At 67.5% G+C, this 23,781-nt stretch carries 25 protein-coding genes and 2 pseudogenes; 11 read left to right on the plus strand and 16 right to left on the minus strand.

Annotated features, from left to right (window positions below; all coding sequences use genetic code 11):
• Positions 1-56 precede the first annotated feature (56 nt).
• Positions 57-1,070: an Acg family FMN-binding oxidoreductase gene (locus AC4HOU_RS00865; RefSeq protein ID WP_194982283.1), complete on the minus strand. Its 1,014-nt coding sequence runs from the start codon at positions 1,068-1,070 to the stop codon at positions 57-59.
• 805 nt (positions 1,071-1,875) lie between these two features.
• On the opposite strand from AC4HOU_RS00865, the gene AC4HOU_RS00870 reads away from it, so the two are divergent.
• Together AC4HOU_RS00870 and AC4HOU_RS00875 are read left to right on the plus strand one after the other, a co-directional pair.
• On the plus strand, positions 1,876-2,574 hold the full coding sequence (locus tag AC4HOU_RS00870; RefSeq protein ID WP_195026028.1) for a hypothetical protein: 699 nt from the start codon (positions 1,876-1,878) through the stop codon (positions 2,572-2,574).
• A 435-nt stretch (positions 2,575-3,009) separates the two neighbouring features.
• Positions 3,010-3,120 carry a creatininase family protein gene (locus tag AC4HOU_RS00875; RefSeq protein WP_228789063.1) on the plus strand — a complete coding sequence of 37 codons (111 nt, stop codon included), beginning with the start codon at positions 3,010-3,012 and terminating at the stop codon, positions 3,118-3,120.
• Between the two features lie 253 nt (positions 3,121-3,373).
• Here the strand turns inward: AC4HOU_RS00875 and AC4HOU_RS00880 are convergent, their stop codons facing one another.
• The 4 genes from AC4HOU_RS00880 to AC4HOU_RS00895 form a co-directional block, all read right to left on the minus strand.
• Positions 3,374-3,805 (minus strand): hypothetical protein, encoded by a 432-nt coding sequence (locus tag AC4HOU_RS00880; RefSeq protein ID WP_228789061.1) that lies wholly within the window; start codon positions 3,803-3,805, stop codon positions 3,374-3,376.
• A gap of 201 nt (positions 3,806-4,006) precedes the next feature.
• Positions 4,007-4,480: a MerR family transcriptional regulator gene (locus tag AC4HOU_RS00885; protein WP_490723996.1), complete on the minus strand. Its 474-nt coding sequence runs from the start codon at positions 4,478-4,480 to the stop codon at positions 4,007-4,009.
• Between the two features lie 19 nt (positions 4,481-4,499).
• Entirely contained in the window at positions 4,500-5,729 is a 1,230-nt protein-coding gene (locus AC4HOU_RS00890) for an SDR family NAD(P)-dependent oxidoreductase (RefSeq protein WP_324197298.1), read from the minus strand.
• The gene (locus AC4HOU_RS00895; RefSeq protein ID WP_194989617.1) at positions 5,662-6,795 is read right to left on the minus strand and encodes a GDSL-type esterase/lipase family protein; all 1,134 of its coding nucleotides are present in this window, start codon (positions 6,793-6,795) and stop codon (positions 5,662-5,664) included. Before AC4HOU_RS00895 ends, AC4HOU_RS00890 begins: the two co-directional genes overlap by 68 nt.
• A 112-nt stretch (positions 6,796-6,907) precedes the next feature.
• Between AC4HOU_RS00895 and AC4HOU_RS00900 the strand changes: the two genes are divergently transcribed.
• Entirely contained in the window at positions 6,908-7,381 is a 474-nt protein-coding gene (locus AC4HOU_RS00900) for a MarR family winged helix-turn-helix transcriptional regulator (RefSeq protein WP_194989616.1), read from the plus strand.
• Positions 7,382-7,399: 18 nt separating this feature from the next.
• On the opposite strand, the gene AC4HOU_RS00905 is transcribed toward AC4HOU_RS00900, so the two are convergent.
• Both AC4HOU_RS00905 and AC4HOU_RS00910 read right to left on the minus strand, forming a co-directional pair.
• Positions 7,400-7,564: a hypothetical protein gene (locus tag AC4HOU_RS00905; RefSeq protein WP_194989615.1), complete on the minus strand. Its 165-nt coding sequence runs from the start codon at positions 7,562-7,564 to the stop codon at positions 7,400-7,402.
• A 426-nt stretch (positions 7,565-7,990) separates the two neighbouring features.
• Positions 7,991-8,446 carry a helix-turn-helix transcriptional regulator gene (locus tag AC4HOU_RS00910; RefSeq protein WP_195007132.1) on the minus strand — a complete coding sequence of 152 codons (456 nt, stop codon included), beginning with the start codon at positions 8,444-8,446 and terminating at the stop codon, positions 7,991-7,993.
• Positions 8,447-8,647: 201 nt separating this feature from the next.
• Here AC4HOU_RS00910 and AC4HOU_RS00915 point away from each other — a divergent pair.
• From AC4HOU_RS00915 to AC4HOU_RS00930, 4 genes and pseudogenes are all read left to right on the plus strand, one after another.
• Positions 8,648-8,791: pseudogene (locus tag AC4HOU_RS00915) on the plus strand (WYL domain-containing protein); the annotation flags it as partial.
• Between the two features lie 9 nt (positions 8,792-8,800).
• Complete coding sequence (locus tag AC4HOU_RS00920; protein WP_490723997.1) at positions 8,801-9,151, plus strand: WYL domain-containing protein; 351 nt, start codon at positions 8,801-8,803, stop codon at positions 9,149-9,151.
• 41 nt (positions 9,152-9,192) lie between these two features.
• Positions 9,193-9,426 (plus strand): VOC family protein, encoded by a 234-nt coding sequence (locus tag AC4HOU_RS00925; protein ID WP_194989613.1) that lies wholly within the window; start codon positions 9,193-9,195, stop codon positions 9,424-9,426.
• Entirely contained in the window at positions 9,330-10,127 is a 798-nt protein-coding gene (locus AC4HOU_RS00930; RefSeq protein WP_194989612.1) for a VOC family protein, read from the plus strand. The genes AC4HOU_RS00925 and AC4HOU_RS00930 overlap by 97 nt, the downstream gene beginning before the upstream one ends.
• A gap of 177 nt (positions 10,128-10,304) precedes the next feature.
• Here the strand turns inward: AC4HOU_RS00930 and AC4HOU_RS00935 are convergent, their stop codons facing one another.
• The 4 genes from AC4HOU_RS00935 to AC4HOU_RS00950 all read right to left on the minus strand — a co-directional run bounded on the left by AC4HOU_RS00935 (position 10,305) and on the right by AC4HOU_RS00950 (position 14,716).
• Complete coding sequence (locus AC4HOU_RS00935; RefSeq protein WP_416383059.1) at positions 10,305-10,736, minus strand: aromatic-ring hydroxylase C-terminal domain-containing protein; 432 nt, start codon at positions 10,734-10,736, stop codon at positions 10,305-10,307.
• Positions 10,643-11,053: a hypothetical protein gene (locus AC4HOU_RS00940; RefSeq protein WP_195007131.1), complete on the minus strand. Its 411-nt coding sequence runs from the start codon at positions 11,051-11,053 to the stop codon at positions 10,643-10,645. The genes AC4HOU_RS00935 and AC4HOU_RS00940 overlap by 94 nt, the downstream gene beginning before the upstream one ends.
• Before the next feature lie 192 nt (positions 11,054-11,245).
• Positions 11,246-12,844, minus strand: a complete 1,599-nt coding sequence (locus AC4HOU_RS00945; protein WP_228815376.1) for a protein kinase domain-containing protein — start codon at positions 12,842-12,844, stop codon at positions 11,246-11,248.
• An 81-nt stretch (positions 12,845-12,925) separates the two neighbouring features.
• The gene (locus AC4HOU_RS00950; RefSeq protein ID WP_324196712.1) at positions 12,926-14,716 is read right to left on the minus strand and encodes a sensor histidine kinase; all 1,791 of its coding nucleotides are present in this window, start codon (positions 14,714-14,716) and stop codon (positions 12,926-12,928) included.
• A 348-nt stretch (positions 14,717-15,064) separates the two neighbouring features.
• Between AC4HOU_RS00950 and AC4HOU_RS00955 the strand changes: the two genes are divergently transcribed.
• Both AC4HOU_RS00955 and AC4HOU_RS00960 read left to right on the plus strand, forming a co-directional pair.
• Positions 15,065-15,478, plus strand: coding sequence for a hypothetical protein (locus tag AC4HOU_RS00955; RefSeq protein WP_194992503.1), 414 nt, complete (start codon positions 15,065-15,067; stop codon positions 15,476-15,478).
• Between the two features lie 225 nt (positions 15,479-15,703).
• Positions 15,704-17,143 (plus strand): DUF1254 domain-containing protein, encoded by a 1,440-nt coding sequence (locus AC4HOU_RS00960; protein ID WP_194992502.1) that lies wholly within the window; start codon positions 15,704-15,706, stop codon positions 17,141-17,143.
• A 236-nt stretch (positions 17,144-17,379) separates the two neighbouring features.
• Here the strand turns inward: AC4HOU_RS00960 and AC4HOU_RS00965 are convergent, their stop codons facing one another.
• Together AC4HOU_RS00965 and AC4HOU_RS00970 are read right to left on the minus strand one after the other, a co-directional pair.
• Complete coding sequence (locus AC4HOU_RS00965) at positions 17,380-18,243, minus strand: MerR family transcriptional regulator (RefSeq protein WP_195007129.1); 864 nt, start codon at positions 18,241-18,243, stop codon at positions 17,380-17,382.
• Positions 18,244-18,402: 159 nt separating this feature from the next.
• Entirely contained in the window at positions 18,403-18,642 is a 240-nt protein-coding gene (locus AC4HOU_RS00970; protein ID WP_228816006.1) for a hypothetical protein, read from the minus strand.
• On the opposite strand from AC4HOU_RS00970, the gene AC4HOU_RS00975 reads away from it, so the two are divergent.
• Both AC4HOU_RS00975 and AC4HOU_RS00980 read left to right on the plus strand, forming a co-directional pair.
• On the plus strand, positions 18,556-19,041 hold the full coding sequence (locus AC4HOU_RS00975; RefSeq protein WP_280499306.1) for an FAD-binding domain-containing protein: 486 nt from the start codon (positions 18,556-18,558) through the stop codon (positions 19,039-19,041). The genes AC4HOU_RS00970 and AC4HOU_RS00975 overlap by 87 nt on opposite strands.
• Before the next feature lie 55 nt (positions 19,042-19,096).
• Positions 19,097-19,759, plus strand: coding sequence for a fasciclin domain-containing protein (locus AC4HOU_RS00980; protein ID WP_194992023.1), 663 nt, complete (start codon positions 19,097-19,099; stop codon positions 19,757-19,759).
• Positions 19,760-20,088: 329 nt separating this feature from the next.
• Here AC4HOU_RS00980 and AC4HOU_RS00985 read toward each other — a convergent pair whose 3' ends face one another.
• The 3 genes and pseudogenes from AC4HOU_RS00985 to AC4HOU_RS00995 all read right to left on the minus strand — a co-directional run bounded on the left by AC4HOU_RS00985 (position 20,089) and on the right by AC4HOU_RS00995 (position 23,699).
• Positions 20,089-21,441: a HAMP domain-containing sensor histidine kinase gene (locus tag AC4HOU_RS00985; RefSeq protein ID WP_194992022.1), complete on the minus strand. Its 1,353-nt coding sequence runs from the start codon at positions 21,439-21,441 to the stop codon at positions 20,089-20,091.
• Positions 21,441-22,153: pseudogene (locus AC4HOU_RS00990) on the minus strand (response regulator transcription factor). The gene AC4HOU_RS00985 and the pseudogene AC4HOU_RS00990 overlap by 1 nt, the downstream one beginning before the upstream one ends.
• A 43-nt stretch (positions 22,154-22,196) precedes the next feature.
• Positions 22,197-23,699 (minus strand): alpha/beta hydrolase, encoded by a 1,503-nt coding sequence (locus tag AC4HOU_RS00995; protein WP_195007128.1) that lies wholly within the window; start codon positions 23,697-23,699, stop codon positions 22,197-22,199.
• Between the last annotated feature and the right edge of the window lie 82 nt (positions 23,700-23,781).

The raw sequence follows: 23,781 nt of genomic DNA on the forward strand, positions 1-23,781 counted from the left end.
TCAGTCCATCAGGTGTATGCGAAGGGAATCAGCCACGTCTCGCGCGGTGTGAGGACCTATTTCGCCGACGTGTTCACAAGCGTCAGAAACTCGTCCACACCACGCCGAGGGGTCGGCGGTGCAGGCGCGGGCTCGAGTGGAGCGCAGCCGACACGGACCAGCACTTGCGGCACACCGCTGCCGGCCGTGAGGTTCTCGAGCGCCTTGCGTGCGGTCACCAACTCGGTGATGTGTGTCAAAGCGCAGGTGGCAAGGCCGGCACGGGTGCATTCCAGCAGGACCGCCGACAGCGCCTCACCCACACGTAGCCAGTCGACCACGCCGTTTCCAACGGTACTGAGGACAACCAGGGCCGCATGATCCTCGACATCGCGGCGTCGATCGGAGTGCGGGGAGGAGGGGAACTTGCGAGCGATCGGCACGCGGAAGGCTTCGGCGCCAGAAGGGAGTGCGCTGCTCGGAATTCCTTCCCGGCTCGGTGAGTGCCCGGCCCACCAGTGCAGTTCGGCCTGGTAATCCATGTCGTAACGCCGCTTCGCAGTGGCCTCCCGAGACGCGTTCGCCAGGATCGCTCGAGCAGAGTCGTCGAGAACATCCAGAGCGACTTCATGCGGGCTGGTCAGCATGCGCGCGGCCCGCATCACCTGGGCCCATCCCGTAGGCGCTGTCAGCGGTAGCCTATCGGTTCGCCGGCTCTCGATTGCTGAAGCACGAGCCAGAACACCGTCAGGAGGATCCGGCCACGGGCGAAACGTCAGTCGGGCCAGCAAATCCGGGCGAGCGATATCGGGGATGCGTTCGATGTCGGTGTGCCATCCGTCCGCCGCCAGTACGGTGCGCAGGTGGTGCAACATCGTGCCGCAACTGATCACCAGCTGACGTCCGGTCGGATCTGCCGAAGTGAGCAATCGGTCGTTGTCTCGATAGAGCCGCAATTCGGCGCCGTCGAACTCCCAACGCCAGGGTTGCGTGTTATGGATCGACGGTGCGCGGCCGGCTCTGTCCAGCGCCCGCTGAACCGTCGCCGGATCGGGCGCGGAGGAAGCCACGTGGGCGTTGGTGTCAGTCATGGCTCCAGTGTCGACCTCGTCGAACTCGCAGCGTACGGGCTTTTGGTTCCTTGGTGAGGGACGATGGTCACCCGTAGGCCGCGCCGGGCCGATCCCGCAGAGACGGTCGCCCGGAACGGGGTGGCACGCTCGTCCTGACCGAAACGAAGGGCAACGCCTGGGGCGCGGGCGTGGAGAACCATGTCGCGGCCGTCGTGCTGGACCGTTACGCCGCCGGTTGAGCTGAGACCACCAGCACGAATCTGGTCGATCAGTGCCACCAGTCAGATGCCGAGCACGCTATCGTCCCCGCATCGGGATATTTGCTGTTGTCGTACGCAAAATCCGTGGCCACCCCCGGCCGTCGCGCCGCCGGCTCGCTGAGTAGCGGGGCGATTTCGCGTTGCTGCCCTAGCTGAAAGTCCGCAATGCGCGGCGGTCGGGCCCTTGTCAGCACCCCGCATTCGTCAGCGGCTCGCTGTCAAGACGAGAGTCAGCAGCCGATCAGCCGCTTCTGCGTCGTGGATGAGGTCTCGTAATGAGAGTCGCGTAGTCGCTACAGGGGCTGCATGAGATTATGACATACCGAAAACCATTGGGTTCCATGCAGTTAGGGCAGCGCTAGAATAGTAACGATTAGAACACGTGGTGACCCCGGAAGACATGATCTGCACCAGAATTGTGCTCCGCAGTCTTCACTGACAGCGGTAAGGTCGAAGTCAGGGAAAGGCGCCCACTAGGGTGGAACCGCCGTACATCCGGTCCCGTAGGCAACCGTCTCACCCCTACTCATTCACGACAGAAACTCCAGCGGGAGGCGATCGGCATGGACAGCATGCCACCGGCCATGGATCCTAACGACCCGGATGACCTACCAGAGAGGATGCGTCTTATCGCAAAAATCGTAAGCGAATTCGACTCAGAGATTCTCCAAGTAAGGGCATTCGATTTACTGGTGGAACGCTTGGCTTCGCCCAGTAGGCCTCCGGCGCCGACCGTCGAAGCAGGTGGGTCCGTATCCACGTATCCGCAAGTCGATACCAGCGCCCCCGACCATCCGGCCGACGATTCGTCCGGTATCGGAACGGGCGACGGCGCGCAATCGACAGACTCGGGAAGCTTCGAAAGGAAGGACGAACCCGAAAAGGCCGGAGGTCGACGGCATCGCAAGCCTGGGCGTCGCCGAGAACCCATAAGGAATATCGACTTTCGACCGGATGGACAATTGTCGTTCCGCGATTTCGTTGCGGAGAAGCAGCCCACGACGATCGATCAGAAGAACGTCGTCGCCGTATACTGGCTGGAGTACGTAGCAGAGATTTCTGATATCAGCGTGGGCCACGTCTTGGCGGCCTACAAGGAGTGCTCCTGGCGCGAACCCGCGAATCCCGACAACGCCCTTCATGTAACCGCAAGCCGTTTCCACTGGCTCGACACTCACAACATGGCGTCGATCGTCGTCACACCGAGCGGGCGCAATGTGGTTCAATACGACATGCCAATCGCGCCACCCAGAAAGCGGTGATCGGAGAGCGCACGCCCGTGGAGGCTTCGGCCACCACCGGGCAGCTTCCACGCCCATAAGGACGTCGTCGATGACTGGATTGATACCGAAACCCACTACTGGCTATGAGTGCGGACTCGACACCACCTTCGAGCGCAAGCCGCTGGGCTTTGTGTGCACGAATCTCTAGTCGCTCGTATGCCCACATCGCGATCTCGACGCAGTTGCGGGCGCCGAGCCTGGTCATCAACGATGCGGCGTGGGTCGCGAACTCTGCGGGGCCATCGACCCACGACAGCGAGATAGGCGTCGACCGGCCGGGTATCACTCGGGAGCCCGGCGCACTGTGCCCGGCCGAGCAGGGTGCGAATCCCTCGCGAGAGGAACCCTCCGAGTGGAGCTGGTCACCACAACACCTCGACCGACATCGCCCGCACCGAGCCCAGGATTGCGGTCATGCCGGTCGGCAGCTTCGAACCGCAGGGTGACCACCTCCCACTCGCCACAGACAGGCTCATCGCCAGCACTGTCGCCTATCCCCTCTTCCTCTCGTCTTGGGCCGAATGATCTTCTCCCCCAAGATATGTCCGCCCACCGCGATCGATCGCCCGAGCAGCCACAGCTTGTGGTTCATTCGCTTGCCTCGATTTCCGAATCATGACGAACTGGTACGAGCGGCCTGCTTCGAATGCACCAGCCCGGACGACAGTACGCTAAGCGAACGAAACATATTGAATGACAATTCATTTCGATGCATGCTGACCGGCGTGTTTGTCAGCGGCCTCGGATCGCCGCACAGGCCGGCCCCGGCCGAAGGCTCTCAGATCCGGTCGACCCCGGCGACGAGCGTCGCGATTCCCGATACCAGCAGCCCGGCCACCAGCAGCGTCGCACCCAGCCAGACACTGATGATCATCCGGTTCGGCCGCTGCGGGTCGCGCCCGAGCACCGAGAGGAAGAAGCCGAGCGGCATCAGGATGGCGGCGACCAGGACGGCAATCGCTCCGCCGGCGGCCCAGCCGGTGCTCGCGCCCGTCGCATGACCGAGGACGGCGAGCAGCAGGCCGAGCACGACCAGTACCCCGGCGTGGGCGTGACCGGCGCGGAAGAAGGATTTTTGCAGGTCGTTGGTGTCGTGAGCGCCGGTGAAGACGCGCAGTAGGAATGTGCCGCCGAAGGCGATGGTGACGACCGAGAGGATGGTCGCCCCGAGCACGATGCTCATGAACGGCGAGATCAGCGAGGTATTCATGACTGCTTTCTTACGTCGCGAATTGGATAGTTCGTCTATCCAATTAAGGAGAGATCAACGGGCGATCCTGCAGTCGGCTTTGTTCGCCGCCGGCGCAGGCTCGACCGCCAGTCGATGCTTTCAATGAGGGGAAGTCGCGCTCGAAGCCGTCGGGAGGTTCGGCGGGCGCCTCCTGTTGGCCGCAGTGAGCGTCGGCGGGTGTCAGCCTTCGGGGTGGCCGTCGTAGGCGCAGATCTTGTACTCGGTGACCTCGAGCGCCAGGCCGAGCTCACGGATCTGCCGCTTGATTCGGTGTTGCTGGTCGAGCATGATGCGGCGGCGTTCCGGGATGGTACTCGGGCCCTGCTCGACGAGCAGGATGTAGCGCTTGAGGTCGGTCATGGTCATGCCCGACACGCGCATCCGGGTGAGGAAGACGAGGCGGCGCAGGTCGAACGCGGAGTACTCGCGGTACCCAGAGGCATTACGAGCCGGCCGCACGAGTCCCTCCTGCTCGTAGTACCGGAGGGTGTGCGCCGACAGGCCGACGAGCCTGGCCGCCTCGGCGACACTCGTCGGCCTCGCCGAGGCCTCGATCGTGGCATCGTCGAGCAGCCCGTGCAGCGCAGCGATCGGCGACGAGGATGGCCCGTCGCTGGCAGCGAGGATGCGTTCGATCAGCGCTTCAGTGGCCATGGCCGACAACGTACGGCGATCAGAACGCGCGCACCGCGGGCGGCAGGCCCGGGAAGTCTGCCGACTCGCTCACCGACGCCCATTTCTCGACGTCGTCGAGTGCGCCGCGGTACACGCGGGTGAGATTGCGAACCGCCTCGGCACCGAGCGGGAGCCGGAGCGGCGCCTCCGGGGTGTCGAGCATGTCGCGGATCACCTGGGCCGCGCGTACCGGGTCGCCCTCCTGAATGCCGTCGGCCTCGGCCATGTTCGCGCGCACAGCACCGATCGCATCCTCGTAGACCGAGCTCTGCTGGGCCGTGTTGAGCACGTCCGCTGCGTTGAAGGCGGTGCGGAAGCGACTGGGCTCGACGATGAGAACGCGGATGCCGAACGGCGCGATCTCCCCCGCGAGCGCCTCCGACCAGCCCTCGAGCGCGAACTTGCCGGCCGAGTAGCTGCCAACGGCAGGAAACGACATCCGCCCGCCCTGGCTGCTCATCTGCACGATCGCACCCGAACCACGCTCCCGCAGGTGGGGCAGCACGGCACGAACATAGGCGGCCGGACCGAACAGATGCTGCTCGAGCATGGCCCGTAACGCGGCATCAGTGATCTCTTCGGCCGCGCCGACCTGTCCGGCACCGGCATTGTTGACCAGCACATCGACGCGCCCGAACACCCCCAGCGCCCGCCGCACGACCGCGTCCGCTCCCGATGTGTCGCGCACATCGTGCTCGATGGCGAGCAGCCGTTCCCCATATCGCGCCTGCAGCCCGTCGAAGCGGTCGATCCGGCGCGCGGTCCCGACCACCTGCTCGCCGGCGGCGAGTGCCGTTTCGGCGAGCGCCAGGCCGAGACCCGAACTCGCGCCGGTGATTATCCATGTCTTCGTCTCGCTCATCTCGGTCATGACTCCGACGCTAGGGCTTCGAGCGCGCTCGAAAGCAAGCCGTGCTCGGGCTCGGGAGGCGACGAGCGGTCCGCCCGCTCGATCCACTGGGCGACTATCTCGGTCTCGGCGCAATACACGCCGGGCAAGCGCGCCGCTGCGTTCGGCGATATACCGGCGCAGGTGGCAGTCGTCGGCAAGTTCGCGGAACGCGACGATGCGGCCGACGTCCGTGATCGTCGTGGCGCACACGAACTCGGGAGGCGTGACAAGCGCATTCGCGGCATCGCCGAGCGCGCCGGGGTGCCCATCATTTGCCGAACCCGGCGGGCAGCACCGACAGATCGAAGGCGGCCGCGATGGCGCGATGCCCCGCATCGTTGAGATGCATACCGTCGTTGTCGAATTCGGGGCGGATGAAATTCGGCCGGGCCGGGTCCTCTACCGCCGCGGCCACATCGAACACGGCGTCGAAGACATCGGTGCCGCGCAGCCAGTCGTTCAGTTCCCGTCGCACCGGAATGCCATCGGCGATATTGAGTCCGGGGTAGATCGCGCCGCCGAACGGGCCGATGGTGTTGATGTAGATCGGCAATCCGGCCTCGTGCGCCAGCTCGGCCAGTTCGGTGTAGCCGGCGATCATGTCCGCGGCGGTCGCGGTGTGTTCGTCCAAGATCAGGTCGTTGATGCCGAAGTTGGCCCACACCGCCGCGACACCCGGCACCGACAGGACATCGCGCGCGAACCTGGTCAGGCCACGCTCACCGATCTGATCGGTGAGCAGGCGATTTCCGCCGATGCCCTGGTTCACCGCCCAGCCGCGATGTAACCGCTCGTTGAACTGGTCGACCGAGCGCCGGTTTTCGCCGTGCGAGGAGCCGACGCCCTCGAACCAGGAATCTCCGAAGGCGACCAGCACCGGGGGCGCACCTTCGGCGAGTACGTCCACCCCGGTGAGGAAGAACCGCGAGGTGCTTTCCTCGGCGTCCGACAGCGCCTGCGCGGTGACCTGATCACCCGGCACGATCCACGCGGTATCCACCGGCATATGGGCGAAGGCGGCGGGCCCGGTGGGCTCGGGCAGATACAGGCTCAGCGCCAGGTGCGTCCCGGCGGCCACCGGCAGGTCGATCGGATCGCTGACCACGTCGCCGAAGGCGGGCACCCGCACCCGTGCGGAGCCGGCGAACCGGACCTCGGCAGCAGTCTCGGCGACGATCTCGTTGCCGGCCTTGCGTTCCGCCACGGCAGCCGCGCCGATGACCAATTCCCGATCCGAGTAGCGATTGGTCAGCCGCACCCGCAGCTGCTGCCCGCCGCCGGCCAGGCGCACCACCTGTCGCAGGGTCTGCCCGGCGAATGCACGCGGCTCGGCGAGCCGGATCTGCTCGGCCGGATTCACCAGCGGCGCACGGAATCCGGCCACCCAGTGTTGCGTCGACATCGAGAACCTCCATTTAGTTGCTGCGCGGAATATTGCGTAGGCAAGAACCTAGAGCGCATGTATTCCTCGTGTCAACTATCCGCGCGGAAACTTCTTGGTTTAGGCTGCTCACGTGGACACCGAAAAGCTCTTCGACGATCCGCGACTGACCGCCGTCGGCCTGCTCTACGAGGCGCACGACGGGCTAGTCGCCCGCCTCGAGGCCACCTGGAAGAGCAACGGACTCTCCGGCCTCGATCTCAACGCCCTGATGCGCCTGAGCCGCTCACCGGGCCGCAAGCTGCGCATGACCGATCTGGCCACCCAGACCAACCTGTCCACCAGCGGCGTCACCCGGCTGGTGGACAGGTTGGAGCGCAACAAATTCGTCCGGCGTGAGCCAGACCCGCACGACCGCCGCAGCTCCTACGCCGTCCTCACCGCCGCCGGCGCCGCCCGTGTGGCCCAGGTGCTGCCCGCCTACCTCGAGGGTGTGGACAGATGGTTCACCAAACTGCTCACCCCGAAGCAGCTCGCCGACCTCACCGCGAGCCTTCGCATCATCCGTGACGCCACCGCGCCGGGCGCGGCTCAGGTCTCGGAATAGCCGAAACCGGTTCCCGCCTCAGCAGTTTTGGACGGCAGTGTTCAGACTTATCCGGAGGCCGTCGACTTCGCCGAGCCAGCCGCGTTCGGTGGCTTCGCGGAGCTGGTCGTTGAGGTTGACGACGATGGCCGGCAGCCGCAATTCATGGTTCGGGTCCGGGCGCAGAACTGGGCGCAGATGCAAACATCCTCATGACGGCAGGTCATAGGGGCTCACAACCGTTTTCGGTTAGATGTGCAGGGTGTTCGTTCATCTCGATGCGGGCTGTTGTCCGCGTGCCTGCCAGACGGTGCCTCGGCGCTCGTATTCGACGGGAATGCGCTGTGGCTCGCTCGAACTGTGGCACCGTACTTGCGCGTTGCATGCCAAGAGCTGAAACAGAGGCCGCAGTGTCCGAATGTCGTTAGCTCGCATAGCATGCGAATCCGCGCGGGTACTGCCCTGCTAGAGCATCTGGCTCTCGGTACGGGCTCGACCAATCCCACGGCGGTTGCCCCAATGGGCGGCGGCTCGACCGGAACCGAGTGTGCCGCGCGGTTCGTCGCTGCGGACCTACCGCAGTCAGATCGACAGAAGGGTCCAGTGCCCCTGCCCGACAGGGTAACTCGGTCACCATTCAGTGTTGTCGAGACAGCCTTCGGCGCGGCGCAGCCGGTCGGCCATGTCGACCAACAGTTGCTGGCTGCGTAGCGACAGGTCGACGGCAATCCTGAGGAGTTGGCGTAGTCGCTGGTCGGCGAGCTCTGCGCAAATGGCCGTGTCCGAGCGAGTCTCGTCGGGCCGGTCCGGGTGATAGAAGTAGGCGGCAGTGACGCCGAATACCGTGGCCAGTGTCTGCACCACCCGAGAAGAGGGATGTTGCCGATGCCCGTTTCTGAGCTGCGAAACATACGTTGCCGATAGCTTGCAACCCACATCGTCGAGCAGCTCGACAATATCTTGGTTACCCAGATGCTGGCCGGTTTGATGCTCCCAAGCGGTGAGCAACGCAGTGAAACGGTCACTGAAGCTCGCCCCCTCGACCAACCCCGACCTCCTCAACACCCACACCACCACCTTCATCACCGCTTACCCGGTACGGCGGCGGAAGATGCAGACCCGAACTGTAGCGAGTGTTGAGCAAATGTCCAGCAGGCTCGCCGGTCTCGCACGGCAGGCCCTTGGTGTTCGCCACCTACCTCGACCGGACCTTCGGCGCCCCGAGGCCTCGGCGGAAATCGTCGCCGCTCACGCCAGCTCTCACGATCCGTTCTGGCGTTCGCTGCGCTGGCCGCCTGTGGGGATAAACCCGGTGCCGAGCCCACCAAACGACTGGCCGAACCACACCGGCTAGTCGCCGCCGGAACCCGCTGGTATCTCATCGCTTTCGACAACGACCGCGGTGACTGGCGAACCTTCCGGCTCGACCGCATCACCACCGTGCACCGCACTGGCGTCCGCGTGCCCGCCCGCGAACTGCCCGACGGCATGAACGCGGCCGCCTGGCTGACTCGATCACCGCGCCGTACGGCCGGTGTCCGTCAAGCCCGCGTCCTGCTGCACGAGCCCCTCACCCACGCCCAACACCGGCTCAGCGCCCACCAAGGCATCCTCGAACCCGCCGACGACAACACCTGTCTCCTCACCACCTACCCCGACACCCCCGAATACCTCGCCGCCCAACTCGCCGTCCTCCCCATTCCCTACACCCTGCTCGACCCACCCGAACTCGCCCCACTACTACGCCGACTCGCCGAACGAGCCATGGCAGCACTCCCCGACGACCACTGATCCGCCGCGAACCAACCCCAGCCGACGAGAAGGGACCCCACATGATTCACCTCACCTGCATCGCTATCGACGCCGCTCGGCCGCCGGTGCTGGCCGAGTTCTACTCCGAGCTGTTGCGCCGGCGCATCCAGGAGTGCAGCGAGGAGTACGCGATGGTCGGCGACGGGCACACCACACTGTGCTTCGGCGCCGTCACCGGCCACACGCCTCCGCGCTGGCCCGCCACCCGCGCACCCCAAAACGCGTCCATCTCCACCTCTCCGTCGACGACCTGACCAGCGCCATCGAGCGCGCCGTCCAGCTCGGAGCCACCGTGCCCGACTTCCAGCCCGGCCGCGCCCCCAACTGGGAAGGCCAGCCGCCCTGGCAGATCGTTCTCGATCCCGAAGGGACGCCGATCTGCCTCAACCCGAACCCGCAAGAACCCTCCCTCCGGCTCACCGCTGACGCCCGCTCCATGACGTCCGGCAATACGGCGGGCCGGTCATCGCAGGGAAGGGAGCGTTCGATGGCAGCACACAGTGATCGCCGTAACGACCACACCACGGCGACCGGTGTCCGGCCGGGCAGCGAGATCCGGTTCGCATTCACGATCCCCAACTTCGGAGATTTCGCCGAGTCCCGCTTGCTCGCCCGCTGCGCTCACACTGCCGTGCAAGCCGGGTGGGACGCCGTTCTGGTTTGGGACGCACTGGTCGGCGAGCGGCGATGGAGCACTCGCAGCGCGGATCGCTGGATCCTGCTGGCCTGCGCGTGCATGCTCACCTCCCGTATCCGCCTCGGCACCCCTGTCACCCCGCTGCCGCGCAGCCGAATCCGGAGGCCGGCCAAGGAAATCACCAGCCGTACTCCCCTACCACCAGTACATCCGGAGGTGCGCTGGGCAATCCCGCCCGACGCCGGGCATTTCGAGCACTTCGATTCACGCCCGGCCGCCGTAGCCACCGTTGAGGACTTCTTCACCAGCCACGACTGACCGCCGCCCCGACCGAGTGCCGCGTGTGAGCGCGGGGCCCAGTCACATCGCGGGCGTGCGAATCCACTGCGACGTGGTGTTGTCCCTCGGCTTGGTCGAAGGACCTGCGTCACCGGGGTCGGCCCTGGACGATCCGGCGCGGTACCGCAGTCCCCTATGTGATTCGGGGCTTCGGGTTCAGGCGGTAGCCGGGTCGGTGGGTACGCCCGGCCACCAGTCGAGGGCGGCGGTCGGTGCGTCGGGGTCGATGGGGATGCCGACCGGGTTGACCCGGGCAACGTGGCCGTCGGGTCGGACGAATGTGGCGTCGCACACGGGAACCGCGCCGAATGCGGATAGTTTCCACGTGTTCATCGTGAGCGCGGGGTCGAGGCGGACGTCGAGGTAGTCGACGCGATCGGCCCACCCGGTTGCGGAATTTGCCCAGCTCGGCCCCGAAGTCGCTGCCCCTATCATGCCTCCGGCCGCCAGCAGTCCAGCGTCGTCACAGGGCAGGGCGGAGACACTGGAAACGATCAGGCGATGAGCGGTCTCGGTTCGAAAGCGGTGTCGAGATGCTCCTCTCGACCTTCGCCGGTCGATAGACCCGCCGCGACGGCGGTGACCCATAGGTACTCGACCCGAGGCCGCACGGACCGCGCTCCGTGGCAGCACGGTATCCGCTGATCGGCCAGCCGGAAAGAATTCTTCGTGACCAGCATTCGCTGGATCATTCGCCCGGCGGCATCGGCGCCGGAAACAAAGGAGATCACGATGAAAACCACCATGAAACGTGTCGCAGTGGCAACGGTTTTGGCTGCGCCATTGATGATGTCCGGTATGGCGCTGGCGGCGGCCGCGCCGTCGGTGACTCCGGGGCCGCCGCTAGCGCCGTTCGACGGCACTGTCAGCGCACCCGCGGGAGAGGTCTGGTCGTGCCTGGTCACCGCCCCCGGGTTCGGATGGACTGTCGCGACCAGCGTCCCGGCACCGCTGGTGACGGCACCGCCCGCGGCAGCCCCGGGAGCAGTGTCGGGATGGTGTGTCGGGCTACCGGGGCTGATCGCACCCCTGACCGGCAGCGTGGCCTGATCGATCGTTGAACACCCGGTATCGCACCGGCATACCGTGCCGGGTGTTCACGCGTTCGCCGAGCGCAGGTGCTCGAGGACCGCGAGCACGCGCCGGTGGTCGTCGGGTTCGGGATGCAGCCCGAGTTTGACGAAGATCGCCCGCACATGCGCCTCGACGGTGCGTTCGCCGAGGAACAGGGCCGCGCCGATCGCCTTGTTCGATCGGCCTTCGGCCATCAGTGCGAGCACTTCCCGTTCGCGTTCGGACAGTCCGTCGATCGGGCGCTGCTCCCGATGCGGGCGAGCCACCATACGGCTGATGACGCTCGGGTCGATGGCGCACCCGCCGTCGGCGACCCGACGCAGATCACCGACGAATTCGTCGATGTCGGAGACCCGATCCTTGAGCAGGTATCCCAGTCCCGCGGTGCCGGCCGCGATCAGGCTCGACACGTGCTCGGTCTCGACGTACTGGGACAACAGCAGCACGGCGGTGCCGGGAAAATCGCTGCGGATGGCCATCGCCGCATCGATGCCTTCGGTGGTGTGGGTCGGCGGCATCCGGATGTCGACCACCGCCACCGTTGGCCGATGCTCGTCGACCATGCGCAGCAGCGTCGGCGCGTCACCGGCTTCGCCGACCACATCGATGCCCTCATCCCGCAACAGCCGCACGACCCCGCCCCGCAGCAGGGCCGAATCGTCAGCGAGCACGACCCGCAGCGGAGTATCGCGCCGCTCGGGCGAGGCGCGCAGCGAGTCGAATCGCGTCGGATCGGCGTCCGTCGACACGGCGTCGGGCACGACGGCCGGTTCGATCCCGAGTGCCTCGGCGGCAGCGGCCACGAATGCTCGGCAGGTCCGATACCGCTCCCCGGGTGTTTTCGCGAGCGCTCGGGCCACCACGGGGTCCAGGCGCGCGGGAATGCCGTCCCGGCCCCGGCTGGGCCTGGGGATCGGGCCACGACTGTGGGCCTGCCACAGTTGCGCGAGGCTGCGGCCGGAATACGGCGGGCGGCCGATGAGCAGCGCGTAGAAGGTGCACCCGAGCGCGTAGATATCGCATCGATCATCGATGGCGCTGTCGCCGAACTGTTCCGGCGCGGCGTATTCCAGGCTCGCGACGAACATGCCGGTGCGGGTCAGCCCGGTGGCGTCGTCCAGCGCTTTGGCGATGCCGAAGTCGGCGAGCAGGACGCGTTCGGGTTCGTTCGGGCCCGGCGGCGGACCGAGCAGGATATTCGCCGGCTTCACATCGCGGTGCAGCACACCGCGGTGGTGCGCGTAGTCGAGTGCCCGCCCGATCTCGCTGACGATGTGCAGCGCCCGCCCCGGCCGTACCGGCCCGGTGCGCACCAACTCGGCGGCGGTCGTGCCCGGCACGTACTGCATGGCGATCCACAACCGGTCCGCGACGTGCCCACGGTCGTAGACGGCCACGATATTCGGATGCTCGAGCCGGGCGGCGTGGTCGGCTTCCAGTTCGAAGCGCGCGCGCAGGGACTCATCGACTGCGGGGCCGGTGTGCAGGACCTTCAACGCGACCTGGCGCGGCAGGTGCGGATGCGCCGCGAGATACACCGTCCCCATGCCGCCGGTACCGAGCAGCCCTTCGATCCGGTATCCCGCGAAGAGGCTGCCGGTCGTCAACTGCCCGGTCTCCATCGCCAACCACCATCCTTCACGGCGGCCCATCTCCATTGAACTACGTTCGCGCAGGTCGGGAAACCGCCTGCCGGGCCGGAGTCAGGACGTCGGGTCGGGGTCCACGGGCAGGACGGCGGTGATCCGGGTGCCCCCGCCTGCCGGGCTGTCGACAGTGAGCGTGCCGCCGAGTGCGGCGGTGCGATCGCTCAGGCCGCTGAGCCCGCCGCCAGGGGCGATGACGGCACCGCCGACGCCGTCGTCGGCGATGACCAGCGACAGGGCGGCACCGTCGCAGCGCAACTCGATGGCGATCAGCCGCGCCGCGGCATGCTTACAGCTGTTGGCCACCGCTTCGGCGGCGATGAAATAGGCCGCGAGCTCGACGCCGGCCGGTGGCCGCGACCGCAGGCCGTCGTGGATCTCGACCGGCAACGGGGCACGCTCGGCCAGTGAATGCAGCGCCGCGGCGATGCCACTTTCGGCCAGCACCGGCGGATACACCCCGCGGGCGAGCTCACGTAGTTCGGTCAGCGCCGTCGCAAGTTCGGTGGCGCCGTCGGAGAGCAGTGCGCGCAACCGTTCACCATCCGGGGCGCGCTGGGCGCGCCGCAGCAACAGTTCGGCGGCGACCAGGCGCTGCTGCGCGCCGTCGTGCAGATCGCGTTCGAGGCGCCGGCGCTGGGCGTCGCCCGCGGTGACGATGCGTTCCCGGGACCGGCGCACCTCGACCAGTTGCGCGCGTAATTCCTGTTGTAGCCGGGCATGTTCCAACGCGAGCACGGTGGCTCCGCGCACCGCGGCCAGCAGCTCCGGCTGGGCTCGCAACGTCTCGTCGTAGACGAGCGCACCGACCGGAACTCCGTCACGTTCAAGCACAGTCGCCGCCCGCGGACCGCTCCCGCGCGGCAGCGCGCGCGGTGACCCGTGCTCGTCCACATAGGTGCCGCGCTCGGAGTCAAAGGTCCACAGCACCAGTGTGGGGTCGCGCAAGGCGCGTCGCAGCGCGCCGACGAAGCTCTCCTCGATCGGGGCGTTACCGATCTCGACCATCGCGTCACTGATGGCGGCCTTGGCCAGCCGATACCGGACCAGACCCCAGACGACGGCGATCGGCAGCAGCGCCGTGGTCGGATACCGCAGGTCATTGGCCCATCCGGCCTGCCAGCCCGGGAACCGCGCGGCGCCGAGCAACAGCCAGATGGTGACCGCCGCCGACAGCAGACAGGCGACCGCCAGTGGCGTATACCCCGCGCGAAACGCCGCCGAACCGGCCCACCAGCGATACCCGATCACCCCGAGCAGCGCCGCACCCATGAAAAGGGCGAGCGCGCCCGCGCCCAGCTGGATCGGCTCGGCCAGGGCCGGCACATCGCGGATGAGCAGCAGGTTGATCGAGGTGGATGGGTAGGTACTCGGGGCGAGCCGAGGATCGAAGAACAACCATTCGGCCGCGACGCCGACCGTCGCGAGCAGCCAGGCGGCACCCACGAACCAGCGCTTCCAGCGGCGACGCAGCCGCCCGGACGGGAAACCGAGGACCATCTGGATCAATACCGGCAGATACAGATTGGTGAGCAGAACCCCGGCCGTGAACAGCACCGGGTCACTCGCGCGACGGATTCCGCCCAGCAGCCACAACACACCGGCCACCGCGATCAGCGGTCCGGTGAGCATCTCCGGCCGGGTGCGCCATGCCAGAGTCCCGGACACCACGAACGACAACCCGGCGCACAGGAACAACCCGAGCTCGACCACCCCGAACACCGGCGGATTCGGGCCCTGCGCCGCCACGAACGCTTCTCGCGGCCCCAGCAGCAAAGCCCGCGCCGGATCGTGGACTGCCCGATCGGACCAGTCCACCGCCACAATGACGGCGACCCCAACCGCCACAGTGGCAACCACCGTCACTACCAGCGCCCGACGACTCATCGCCCGTCCTACCATCACCCGGTCGACATCCAGTCTTGCCCACCTGGCAGCCACGCTCCACCGTGCAGGCACCGAAATCTTCCGTGCGAGCCCGGGTATCCCGCTCCGTGCGACCAGCACCTCGGCGACGGTCTCGATCCGCCCGCGCAGCGAGAGACTTGCGAAGCACGAGCGGCACTCGCAGCCCGCCGCATGCACGCAGGCATTTACGTGCCACCCCGGCCAGGAACCCGTGCCAGCACGGAGGACCAGCGACGCGTCAATCCACACACTGGGTTGCAGCACATTTCGGACTCCCCAGGAGAAATCATGAACGCCAGAATGCTCGGAACCCTCGCCACCGCAGTCGCCATCGCAGCCGCGCCGATGCTGCTCACCGGCCCATCGGCCGGGGCCGCAGCGATTGGATTCGACGCCGTCGGCGGGCGGGAGAAGGTCAAGATCACCGTCCACGCCGACGGCGCCGGCGCCGAGGACTGCGCACTCTATCTCCGCGACGGCGGGATCCAACACCCCAGGTTCGACGTACCCGCCAACACCTCACGGTCCCAGGTGTACCCGGTGCACGAGACCGGGCAGGTGTGGATCCAGGTCTACTGCGACAGACGCGTTGACGGGATGAACGTCGAAATCCTCCCGGCAAACCCGCTGCTGGACGCCGTGGACGCCGCCCTCGCCGGCGCCGGTAGCTCGGCATTGGTGACCGATCCAGCGATGCGTTGACCGTCTGCCCAGCGGGGCACGATCGGCTCCGACAGTGCTCCGCGGCGACGCTCAGCGCGGACCGACCAGCACCACCACCCACAACACAGCCAGCGACGAAAAAGACTCGCGCAATGCCCGCGTATTCCGCCCCAGGACGCAGGTGCTGGCTACTCTGGGTAGGAAGCTGACAGACCGACGGTCGGCTCTGCTGTGCTCGGCGACATTCCTACCAAGGAGGATGCGGTGGTCAGCAGCTCGAAGTCTCGGCGCGGCAGGGCCGCAGCCGCGATCGGTTCGGTTACCGCGACCGCGATGGCCGCCGTCACGCGTACGGCCGAGTCCTCGGCGTCTTCGCGCGCAATCGATTCGGCAGCCGGTGATCTCGAGGTGCAGGCGTATGTCTACACCTATCCGCTGGTGTCGGTGGAAGTGAGCCGGCGTCAGGCGACGAACTACCCAGTGCCGGATCCCAGCATCGGAGCGGCGCCGATGAACCAGCTGGCTCATCTGCATTTCCTGCCCGGCGCCGGCTTCACCGACGTTGTGCGCCCGAACGTCGACACCGTGTACACGTCGATGTTCTTCGATGTCTCGACCCAGCCGCTGGTGGTGAGCGTGCCGGACATGAGCGGGCGTTATCACCTGTTCCCGATCATGGACATGTGGTCGAACGTCGACGCCTCCGCTGGTCCGCGCACGCTCGATGACCAGCATGGCTATCAGTTCGCCATCGTCGGCCCGGACTTCGCCGGTACCCTCCCCGCCGGTGTGCACGAATACCGCCTGCCCACCGACACCGGTTGGATGATCGGTCGCATCCAAGTCGACGGGCCCGAGGACCTGCCCGGCGTCATCGCGCTCCAGGACCGCATGAGCGCGGTCCCACTCGGCTCCTACGGCAGCCCGTACACCCCGCCGACCAATACCGAGATCCACACCGACTGGCAGCGGGTGCAGGTGGCCGAATACATTCACGACCTGACCCCGCAGCAGTACTGGGACCTCTATTACGCGGCGCTCTCACACGCCCAGACGCGCCCCGGTGACGAAGTTCTGCTGGCGGAACTGGCCTCGATAGGCTGGCGCCCCGACACTGCGCTCAACCTCGCTTCCCTCCCCGAGTCCGAGCGCACGCGCTGGGAACTAGCGTGGCCGACGGCGCTGTCGCAGATCGAGAGGGATATGGGTAACACGACGGTCAACGGCTGGACCGTTTCCCGTACCGGCGTCGGCGACTACGGCACCGCCTACGCCGACCGGGCGGTGGTGGCCTACGCCGGGCTCGGCGCGAACCTGCCACAGGACGCCATCTACCCCTCGACCCGCCTCGACGACACCGGCGCCCAGCTGAGCGCGGACAACAACTACGTGCTGCACTTTCCCGCCGACCAGAAACCACCGGTCACGGGTTTCTGGTCCCTGACGATGTACAACGACAGCGGCTTCTTCGTCGACAACCCGATCAATCGCTACGCCGTGCGCGGGGAACATCTGCGCGCCAACTCCGATGGTTCACTGGACATCCATATTCAGCGCGAAACCCCCGGTACTCCAAGAGAATCCAACTGGCTTCCCGCGCCTGCCTCAGGTGAGTTCAATCTCATGCTGCGCCTGTACTGGCCCGACCAGGCCGTCATCGACGGCAACTGGAACCCGCCCCCGGTGACCCGCACTGACCGTTAGCTCGAATAACGGCGCGGCCCGAGTTGGCCGCTCCTGCGCCAGGGTAGCCACGGCCGAACTCTCCGCCGGCAACCTCCGGGCCACGCGTCGCGTCCTGGCAGGCGTCCTCGCGGCCATGCGTGACCACTCGAGGAGTCGCTGTCCTGGTCGGTGGGATGCTAGCCACGCCTCGATTACGCGTCGTTCCATCGGCGGAGTGACGGGGCTCTCCCCGGATACGGCCGGGGGCGGTCGGCTCAGGCGTCCGCGGCGAGGATCCGGTCCACGGCGTCGGCGAGTCCGGACAGGCTCTGGGCCGATTCCGGCAGAATCGCCGACTCCCAGCCCGGACCGCCGACGAATACCCGCGCACCGGTCGCGCCCGCGGCGCGAATCGCCGAGATCAAAGCGGTCGACTCCTGCTGGGACCACAGCACGACGGCGGGCGGGCGATCGGTGCGGGCGAGCGTATCGGTGAGCGCCGCCGTCGGAACGTTCGCGCCGAGCATCCGCACCCGCACACCACGTTCGGCGAGCGCGGCGCGCAGCGCTTCCAGCGGCAGCACATGGGTTTCGCCGCTGGTACAGGCCAGCACCGCCGACTGCGGGCGCCGCGCGCCGACGGAGGGCGGCAGGTAGGTGTGCAATGCGGCGGTGATCGACCACGACAGCAGATGCTCGACGTCGACGCAGCCCTCGCCGCCCAGCTGACGTGCCACGATCTCGGCGAATGCGGGGCGGCACAGCAGTTCCCAGGTGTCGATGACGCCGAAGGTTTCCAGGTGTGTGGCCAGCAGATCGGCCATGGCATGGGTGTCGAGTTCGAAGGCCGCGTCTAGCAACGCGGCCCAGCCGCCGCGCTCCGGCGCGGTGCGTTTGCCCGCGATGGAGGCCGCCGCACTCGACGGGCTCGCGCCCGCGCGGATCAGCGCGAGCATCTGCTCCAGCAGGGCGATATCGGATTCGCTGTAGAGACGATGACGCCCTGGCTCGCGGGCGGGCCCGATGCCGTACCGCTGGTTCCAGCTGCGCAGTGTCGCCGTCGGGATGCCGAGGCGTTCGGCGACCACCCGCACCGGATAACCGGGCGAGTCGGGAGCGGGAGGCGGGCCGGCGAGCATGCAGATCATTCTGCCCCGACGACGCGTGCGGCTCGCCGCCCGAGAGCCGCACGCGCGAGGCCCGGAGCGCACCGCGCGGTGCCATCGCGGCCATGCACCCGGGCAGGCGAGTGAGATCAGCCCACTAAGCCCGGCGAGCCAATGTGCTCCATGCGTCGTTCATGCATCGTTTTGTGCTAGCGTTGATGGAAACCGAACAGAAGCCGAGGAGTTGCGGATGCAGACGTTCACCACGGCCGGACGGAATCGGATGGCGATCCTGCTGGCGGGATTCGCGACATCATCACCCGTTTCGGCGAATCGGTGACCGCGGTGGATCCGGCCGCCTTGCGCCCCTCCGGTGGCGGCGATCATTTCGCGGTCTTCACCCCGTATTTCCGGCATTGGATCGACGACCACCGCCGCGCATTCCCGCACCCACCCATCTCACGACACCAACCGTGCCCACCGACCAGCTACCGGCCGTTGCCGAACTCTGTCGAGAACCCAGCTCCCCGCAAGTGCACGTCGGCGGCGCAACCACCGGACGAAAGCTGCTGCACCAGTCGGTCTCTGGCGCTGTGCGCGACTGCGACCGGCTCAGCGACGCGCTCGACGCCGACGCCACCTCCCACCTGTCGCCCTATCTGCATTCGCACCCTCGATCCGCTACGGCAGGCCGCCCGCTTCGATCCCGACGGCGATCACGTCCGGCGCTGGATACCCGAGCTGCCCGGCGCCGCGATCCACCGTCCCTGGCGCCACGGCGTCGACCTCGCCCGCTATCCCGCACCGATCGCGGAGTGCGCGGGCATGTGAAGAACATCGGCAGTTGCGACGGACCCCCGCCGCCCGAGGAAAGTTGGTGAACGACATGAGAACTACCAGAGCCGCCTTGGCTACCGCTCTGCTCGCCTTCGCCGTCACGGCCGCCGCGGGATGCACCGATGACGAATCGGACTCCTCATCGCCGGCGACGACGACGGAGGCGATGCAAACCACCATGACGCCGGGCACCTCGATGCCCGCCGGCGATCCCGCCGCCGGATTGGTGGGGCCGGGCTGCGCGTCCTACGCCGAGCAGGTGCCGAGCGGACCGGGCTCGGTCCAGGGCATGGCCGCCGAACCGGTGGGCGTGGCCGCGGCGAACAATCCGTTGCTGACCCAGCTCACCGCGGCCGTATCCGGGCAACTGAATCCGCAGGTCAACCTGGTCGACACGCTCAACTCCGGCGAGTTCACCATCTTCGCCCCGGTCGACGAGGCCTTCGCGGCGGTCGATCCCGCCACCATCGAGACGTTGAAGACCGACGCCCAACTGCTGACCACGGTGCTCACCTACCACGCGGTGCCGGGCCGGCTCTCGCCGGACGAGGTCGCGGGCACCCATAAGACCGTTCAGGGAGCCGAGGTCACCGTCACCCGGTCCGGTGAGGATATTCAGGTCGGTGATGCCGCGGTGATCTGCGGCGGCGTGCAGACCGAGAACGCGACGGTCTACCTGATCGACGCGGTACTCATGCCGCCCACGAACTGACCCTGGTTACCGCGCGGCACCGATCGGGCGTTGGGGTTCTCTTCTCACTCGATGGCAGCTCACTGGGTCGTTGGGGAGAAAAGGAATCGCAGGATCGCGCTGTGGTTCGATCCATGCTGGACGATCAGGCTCGCGATAGCCGTGCATCCTGGCTCGATTGAGGCCGCATCACCGGCAGTCGGGCGGACCGGCCTGTCCCGCATCGCACCATACAGTTGACAAGCCGCGAAGCTGCGATGGCAGCCACCGAGGAGACTTCTGCGGTCACCGCCGATCATTTGAGATCGTCGTCCACGCGGTGAACGCGAGCCGTCGATGTTGCCGTGTCCCTACAGCTCGACCACGGAGCGCTTTTCCGGCGGTTCGCTCCCGTCAGGTCTTGCTTGGGGAAGGACGAATCCGACCTCCGCCCCTCCAGCGGTGTGGTTCGCGGCCAAGACGTCGCCGCCGTGTGCGGTGACGACGTCATGGACGATGGCCAGCCCGAGCCCGGAGCCCGGTGTGGACCTGGTGTGATCGGCGCGGTAAAAGCGCGCGAAGATCGCGCGGCGCTCGCGGGGGTCGATGCCGGGGCCGTGATCGCGGACGGCCACTCGGCTGCCGTGCACGGTCACGCTGACGGTGGTGTCGGCGGGGCTGAATTTGGTGGCGTTGTCGAGGAGATTGTCGATGGCGCGGGTCAGGGCTCTCGGTCGTGCCGTCACGGTGGCTGGCGCCTCGGCGGTCACGGTGACGGTGCGTCCGGTGCGGCGCCGGATCCGGGATACGCAGTCTTGCACCAGATCGGCGAGCGCCACCGGCGTCGGCGTTTCGGTCGCGTAGCGGTCGGCGGACAGGTCGACGAGTTCGCCGACGAGCGCGTCGAGGGCTTTGGCTTCCTGGACGAGCGTTGCCAGCACTTGAGTTTCGTCCTCGGGCGCCAACCGGCCGCGGGCGCGCTGTAGGAGTTCGGCGCTGCCGCGGATCGAGGTCAGCGGGGTCCGCAGTTCATGGCTCGCGTCCTGTACCAGCTGCTGCTGTTGGGCGCGCGAAACGCGCAGCGCCGCGAGCATACTGTGGAAGTTGCGGGTCAGCTCGGCGACCTCGCCGCGGCCCGGATCCGGCAGCACGGCCGACAGTTCCCTGGTGGTGGAGATGCGGGCGGTGGCGGCGGCGAGCCGGCGGATCGGTCGCAGGATCCGGCCGATGAGCAGCCAGCTCGACACCGCCACCAGAACAACCGCGGCGGCGGTGATCAATGCTGTGCGCCAGAGGAATTCGCTGTCGATGCGATCGACCTCGGCGATGTTCTGGCCGACCATCACCGCGCCCTGGCCGTGCGCGCGAGCCTTGGTCAGCACGTCGTAGCCCACGCCGTCGACGACGATGCTGTTGGCGTTGACACCGTGCCCGGCCGCGGCGACGGCACGGTCGGCCATGCTGACCGGCAACGCGGCGCGCCCCGGCGTCAGCGGCTGCACCGTGCCGTCGGGCAACAACAGCTGTTCGGTCATGTCCGGGCGGACCGGCAGCGGCGCCGAGACGGCCAGGAGAGCGAGCACCGTGTCGGCCCGATCGGACAGGCCGCGTTCGACCTGCGCGCCCACCAGCGGCGCCACATTGTGGTACGCGGTGGCGACAGTGACCAGGATCGCCGCCACCGCCGCAGTCACCGCCACCAGCGTCAAACGAGCCCGCAGCATCACTGCTCCCGGATGGTGTAACCGACGGCGCGCACGGTGTGGATGAGCCGCGGCTCGCCACCCTCTTCGGTTTTCCGTCGCAATACCCGATGTAGACATCCAGCGACCGCGATTCGGTGTCGAAGTCGTAGCCCCAGATGTGCTGGTAGATCTGACTTCTCGACAGCACCGCCCGCTGGTTGCGCATGAGCAGTTCCAGCACGTCGAATTCGGTGCGGGTGAGGTCGAGCGGTCGCCCACCGCGGCGGGCCTGCCGGGTGACCGGATCGAGGGTCAGGTCGGCCACCGCCAGCGCCGCCGCCTGCTCCGGCAGATCGAAGGTGCTGCGCCGCAGCAGGGCGCGCAGCCTGGCCAGCAGTTCCTCGGTGTCGAAGGGTTTGGGCAGATAGTCATCGGCGCCGGCGTCCAGTCCGGCGACCCGGTCGCCCACCTGATGCCGCGCGGTCAGCACCAGGATGGGCAGCCGGTTACCGCGCCGCCGCAGCAGCCGGCACAGCGACAGGCCGTCCAGCTGCGGCATCACCACATCCACCACGGCCAGATCCGGGCCTTCCCGATCCAGCAGCTCGAGCGCCTCCCGCCCGTCGCGGGCGAGCAGGACGCTATAGCCCTCGAAACGCAGCAGCTGATCGAGGGTGGAGCGAACGTTCGGGTCGTCCTCGGCGATCAAGACGGTCGCGAGGTGCTCACGCGCCTGCGTCGATATGGTCATCTGTCCAGTTTGCGGCATGCCGGACGCCACAACCACCGCGACCTCAGTCGGTGACCGGCCGCACCGCGATCGGCGGGACCGCGCCGATGCAGTCGGTAGAACCCACCGCGCCCGTGCGGACGAACTCGGTGATCACGCCCGCCACACAACCGCTGGGTTCGACCTCGGGCACATGACCGGTATTGGGCACCGAGACGAAGGTGGCATCCGGGAACGCCGCGGCCGCCAGCTTGCCGTTCGCATCCGGGGTGATGGCATCCAGATCACCGGAGATCACCAGCACCGGCACCGGCGGGCGGAGATCGCGGATCCGGTCGGGCCGCTGATGGTCCGCGAGGCCGGGCCAGCGCAGGCAGACGTCGCCGCCGTCGCGTTGCCCGCTGAGCCAGCCGGATGTACTGAATCCACCCAGCGTCGGTCCCACCGTGGCCAGGGCATCGCGGTACTGCTGCTCCCGTCGGGCCGGCGGGGCATCCATCGACCACAGGGTCGGGTAGTCGTTGCAGGCAACCGCCAGGTAGGAGTCGACGTTCTCATACCCAGCCCCGCTCAGTGCGACGCGGACGAATTCACGCAGCTCGCCGTCGTCGCCGCGCGCCGCGGCGTGCAGTGCCGAGGGCAGCAGCCCGAGGGCACCGATCTCCGCGGGCCGCGCCCCGGCGTTGGTGGTGGCGGCCTCGAACACGAGGTTGGCCAGTTTGCCTTCGTCCAACCGCATCGGCTGCGGATCGTGCACCTGAATCGGTGTCTCGCGCAGCCGCGCGGCCACCGCGGTCAGATCGGCCACCGCCGTGCTGCCGTCACAGACGCGGCTGCGTTCGCAGATCCGGTGCAGCGCCAGCGACACCGCCTCCGCGTTGGGTCGCTGGAACCGATCGAAATCGGCCGGATAGGCGCCGCTGAGGACCATCGACCGCACCCGATCCGGATGACGCTGCGCATACACCGGCATCAGGTAGGTGCCGTAGGAGATGCCGTAGAGCACCACTGTGTCGATGCCGAGGTGTGCGCGCACCGCGTCGAAATCGTCGGCCGTGGCCGCCGAGGTGTAGCCGGCGGCGCGCGCGCCGAGCGTCGTCCCGCAGGTCTGCACCGCGGCCTGCTGCTGTGCACGGGTGCCGAAGGCGAAGGCGTCGTCGTCGAGGCCGCAGTCCAGCGGGCTCGACACCCCGGTGCCCCGCGCATCGATCAGCAGCAGGTCGTGATCGTCGAGCAAACCCTGTGCCAGCGCCGCGGCCTCGGCAGCGTGGGCGATCATCGGCACACCCGGCCCACCCGGATTCGGCAGCACGGTCCCGGCGGCCGGTTCGTCGGCCTTCGCACGTCGCACCAGGGCGTAGCCCACGTCCACGGTGCCGAGGCCGGGTTGTTCCGCGACCAGGGGGCGTTCGACGACACCGCAGTCGACCGCGTGCCCGGCCACCGTCGGACACCAGGGCAGACCCTGCTCCCCCGCAACCGAATTCGTTTCGCCACAGCCCGTCACCGAGCCCGCAACGACAGCGGCGATCATCGCCACCACTGCCGAACGCCTGAATCCACCCATACCGGGGCACCTTTCCGATCCACCGCCCCGGAATCGGCCCGGAACGCTCCTGGCGATCCTGCGGCAACGATCGCAAAGCACC

The sequence above is a fragment of the Nocardia sp. JCM 38205 genome (assembly GCF_058222935.1).

Bases quoted from the DNA above. Each gene is read 5' to 3' on its own strand.
- AC4HOU_RS00935 (WP_416383059.1), bottom strand. From the start codon at position 10,736: ATGGGTCACCGCCGTCGCGGCGGGTCTATCGACCGGCGAAGGTCGAGA.
- AC4HOU_RS00985 (WP_194992022.1), bottom strand. From the start codon at position 21,441: ATGCTGCGGGCTCGTTTGACGCTGGTGGCGGTGACTGCGGCGGTGGCG.
- AC4HOU_RS00945 (WP_228815376.1), bottom strand. From the start codon at position 12,844: ATGGAGACCGGGCAGTTGACGACCGGCAGCCTCTTCGCGGGATACCGG.
- AC4HOU_RS00885 (WP_490723996.1), bottom strand. From the start codon at position 4,480: ATGGCCACTGAAGCGCTGATCGAACGCATCCTCGCTGCCAGCGACGGG.
- AC4HOU_RS00880 (WP_228789061.1), bottom strand. From the start codon at position 3,805: ATGAATACCTCGCTGATCTCGCCGTTCATGAGCATCGTGCTCGGGGCG.
- AC4HOU_RS00890 (WP_324197298.1), bottom strand. From the start codon at position 5,729: ATGCGGGGCATCGCGCCATCGCGGCCGCCTTCGATCTGTCGGTGCTGC.
- AC4HOU_RS00895 (WP_194989617.1), bottom strand. From the start codon at position 6,795: ATGTCGACGCAACACTGGGTGGCCGGATTCCGTGCGCCGCTGGTGAAT.
- AC4HOU_RS00980 (WP_194992023.1), top strand. From the start codon at position 19,097: ATGAGAACTACCAGAGCCGCCTTGGCTACCGCTCTGCTCGCCTTCGCC.
- AC4HOU_RS00965 (WP_195007129.1), bottom strand. From the start codon at position 18,243: ATGCTCGCCGGCCCGCCTCCCGCTCCCGACTCGCCCGGTTATCCGGTG.
- AC4HOU_RS00925 (WP_194989613.1), top strand. From the start codon at position 9,193: ATGATTCACCTCACCTGCATCGCTATCGACGCCGCTCGGCCGCCGGTG.
- AC4HOU_RS00995 (WP_195007128.1), bottom strand. From the start codon at position 23,699: ATGGGTGGATTCAGGCGTTCGGCAGTGGTGGCGATGATCGCCGCTGTC.
- AC4HOU_RS00870 (WP_195026028.1), top strand. From the start codon at position 1,876: ATGGACAGCATGCCACCGGCCATGGATCCTAACGACCCGGATGACCTA.
- AC4HOU_RS00955 (WP_194992503.1), top strand. From the start codon at position 15,065: ATGAACGCCAGAATGCTCGGAACCCTCGCCACCGCAGTCGCCATCGCA.
- AC4HOU_RS00865 (WP_194982283.1), bottom strand. From the start codon at position 1,070: ATGACTGACACCAACGCCCACGTGGCTTCCTCCGCGCCCGATCCGGCG.
- AC4HOU_RS00875 (WP_228789063.1), top strand. From the start codon at position 3,010: ATGCCGGTCGGCAGCTTCGAACCGCAGGGTGACCACCTCCCACTCGCC.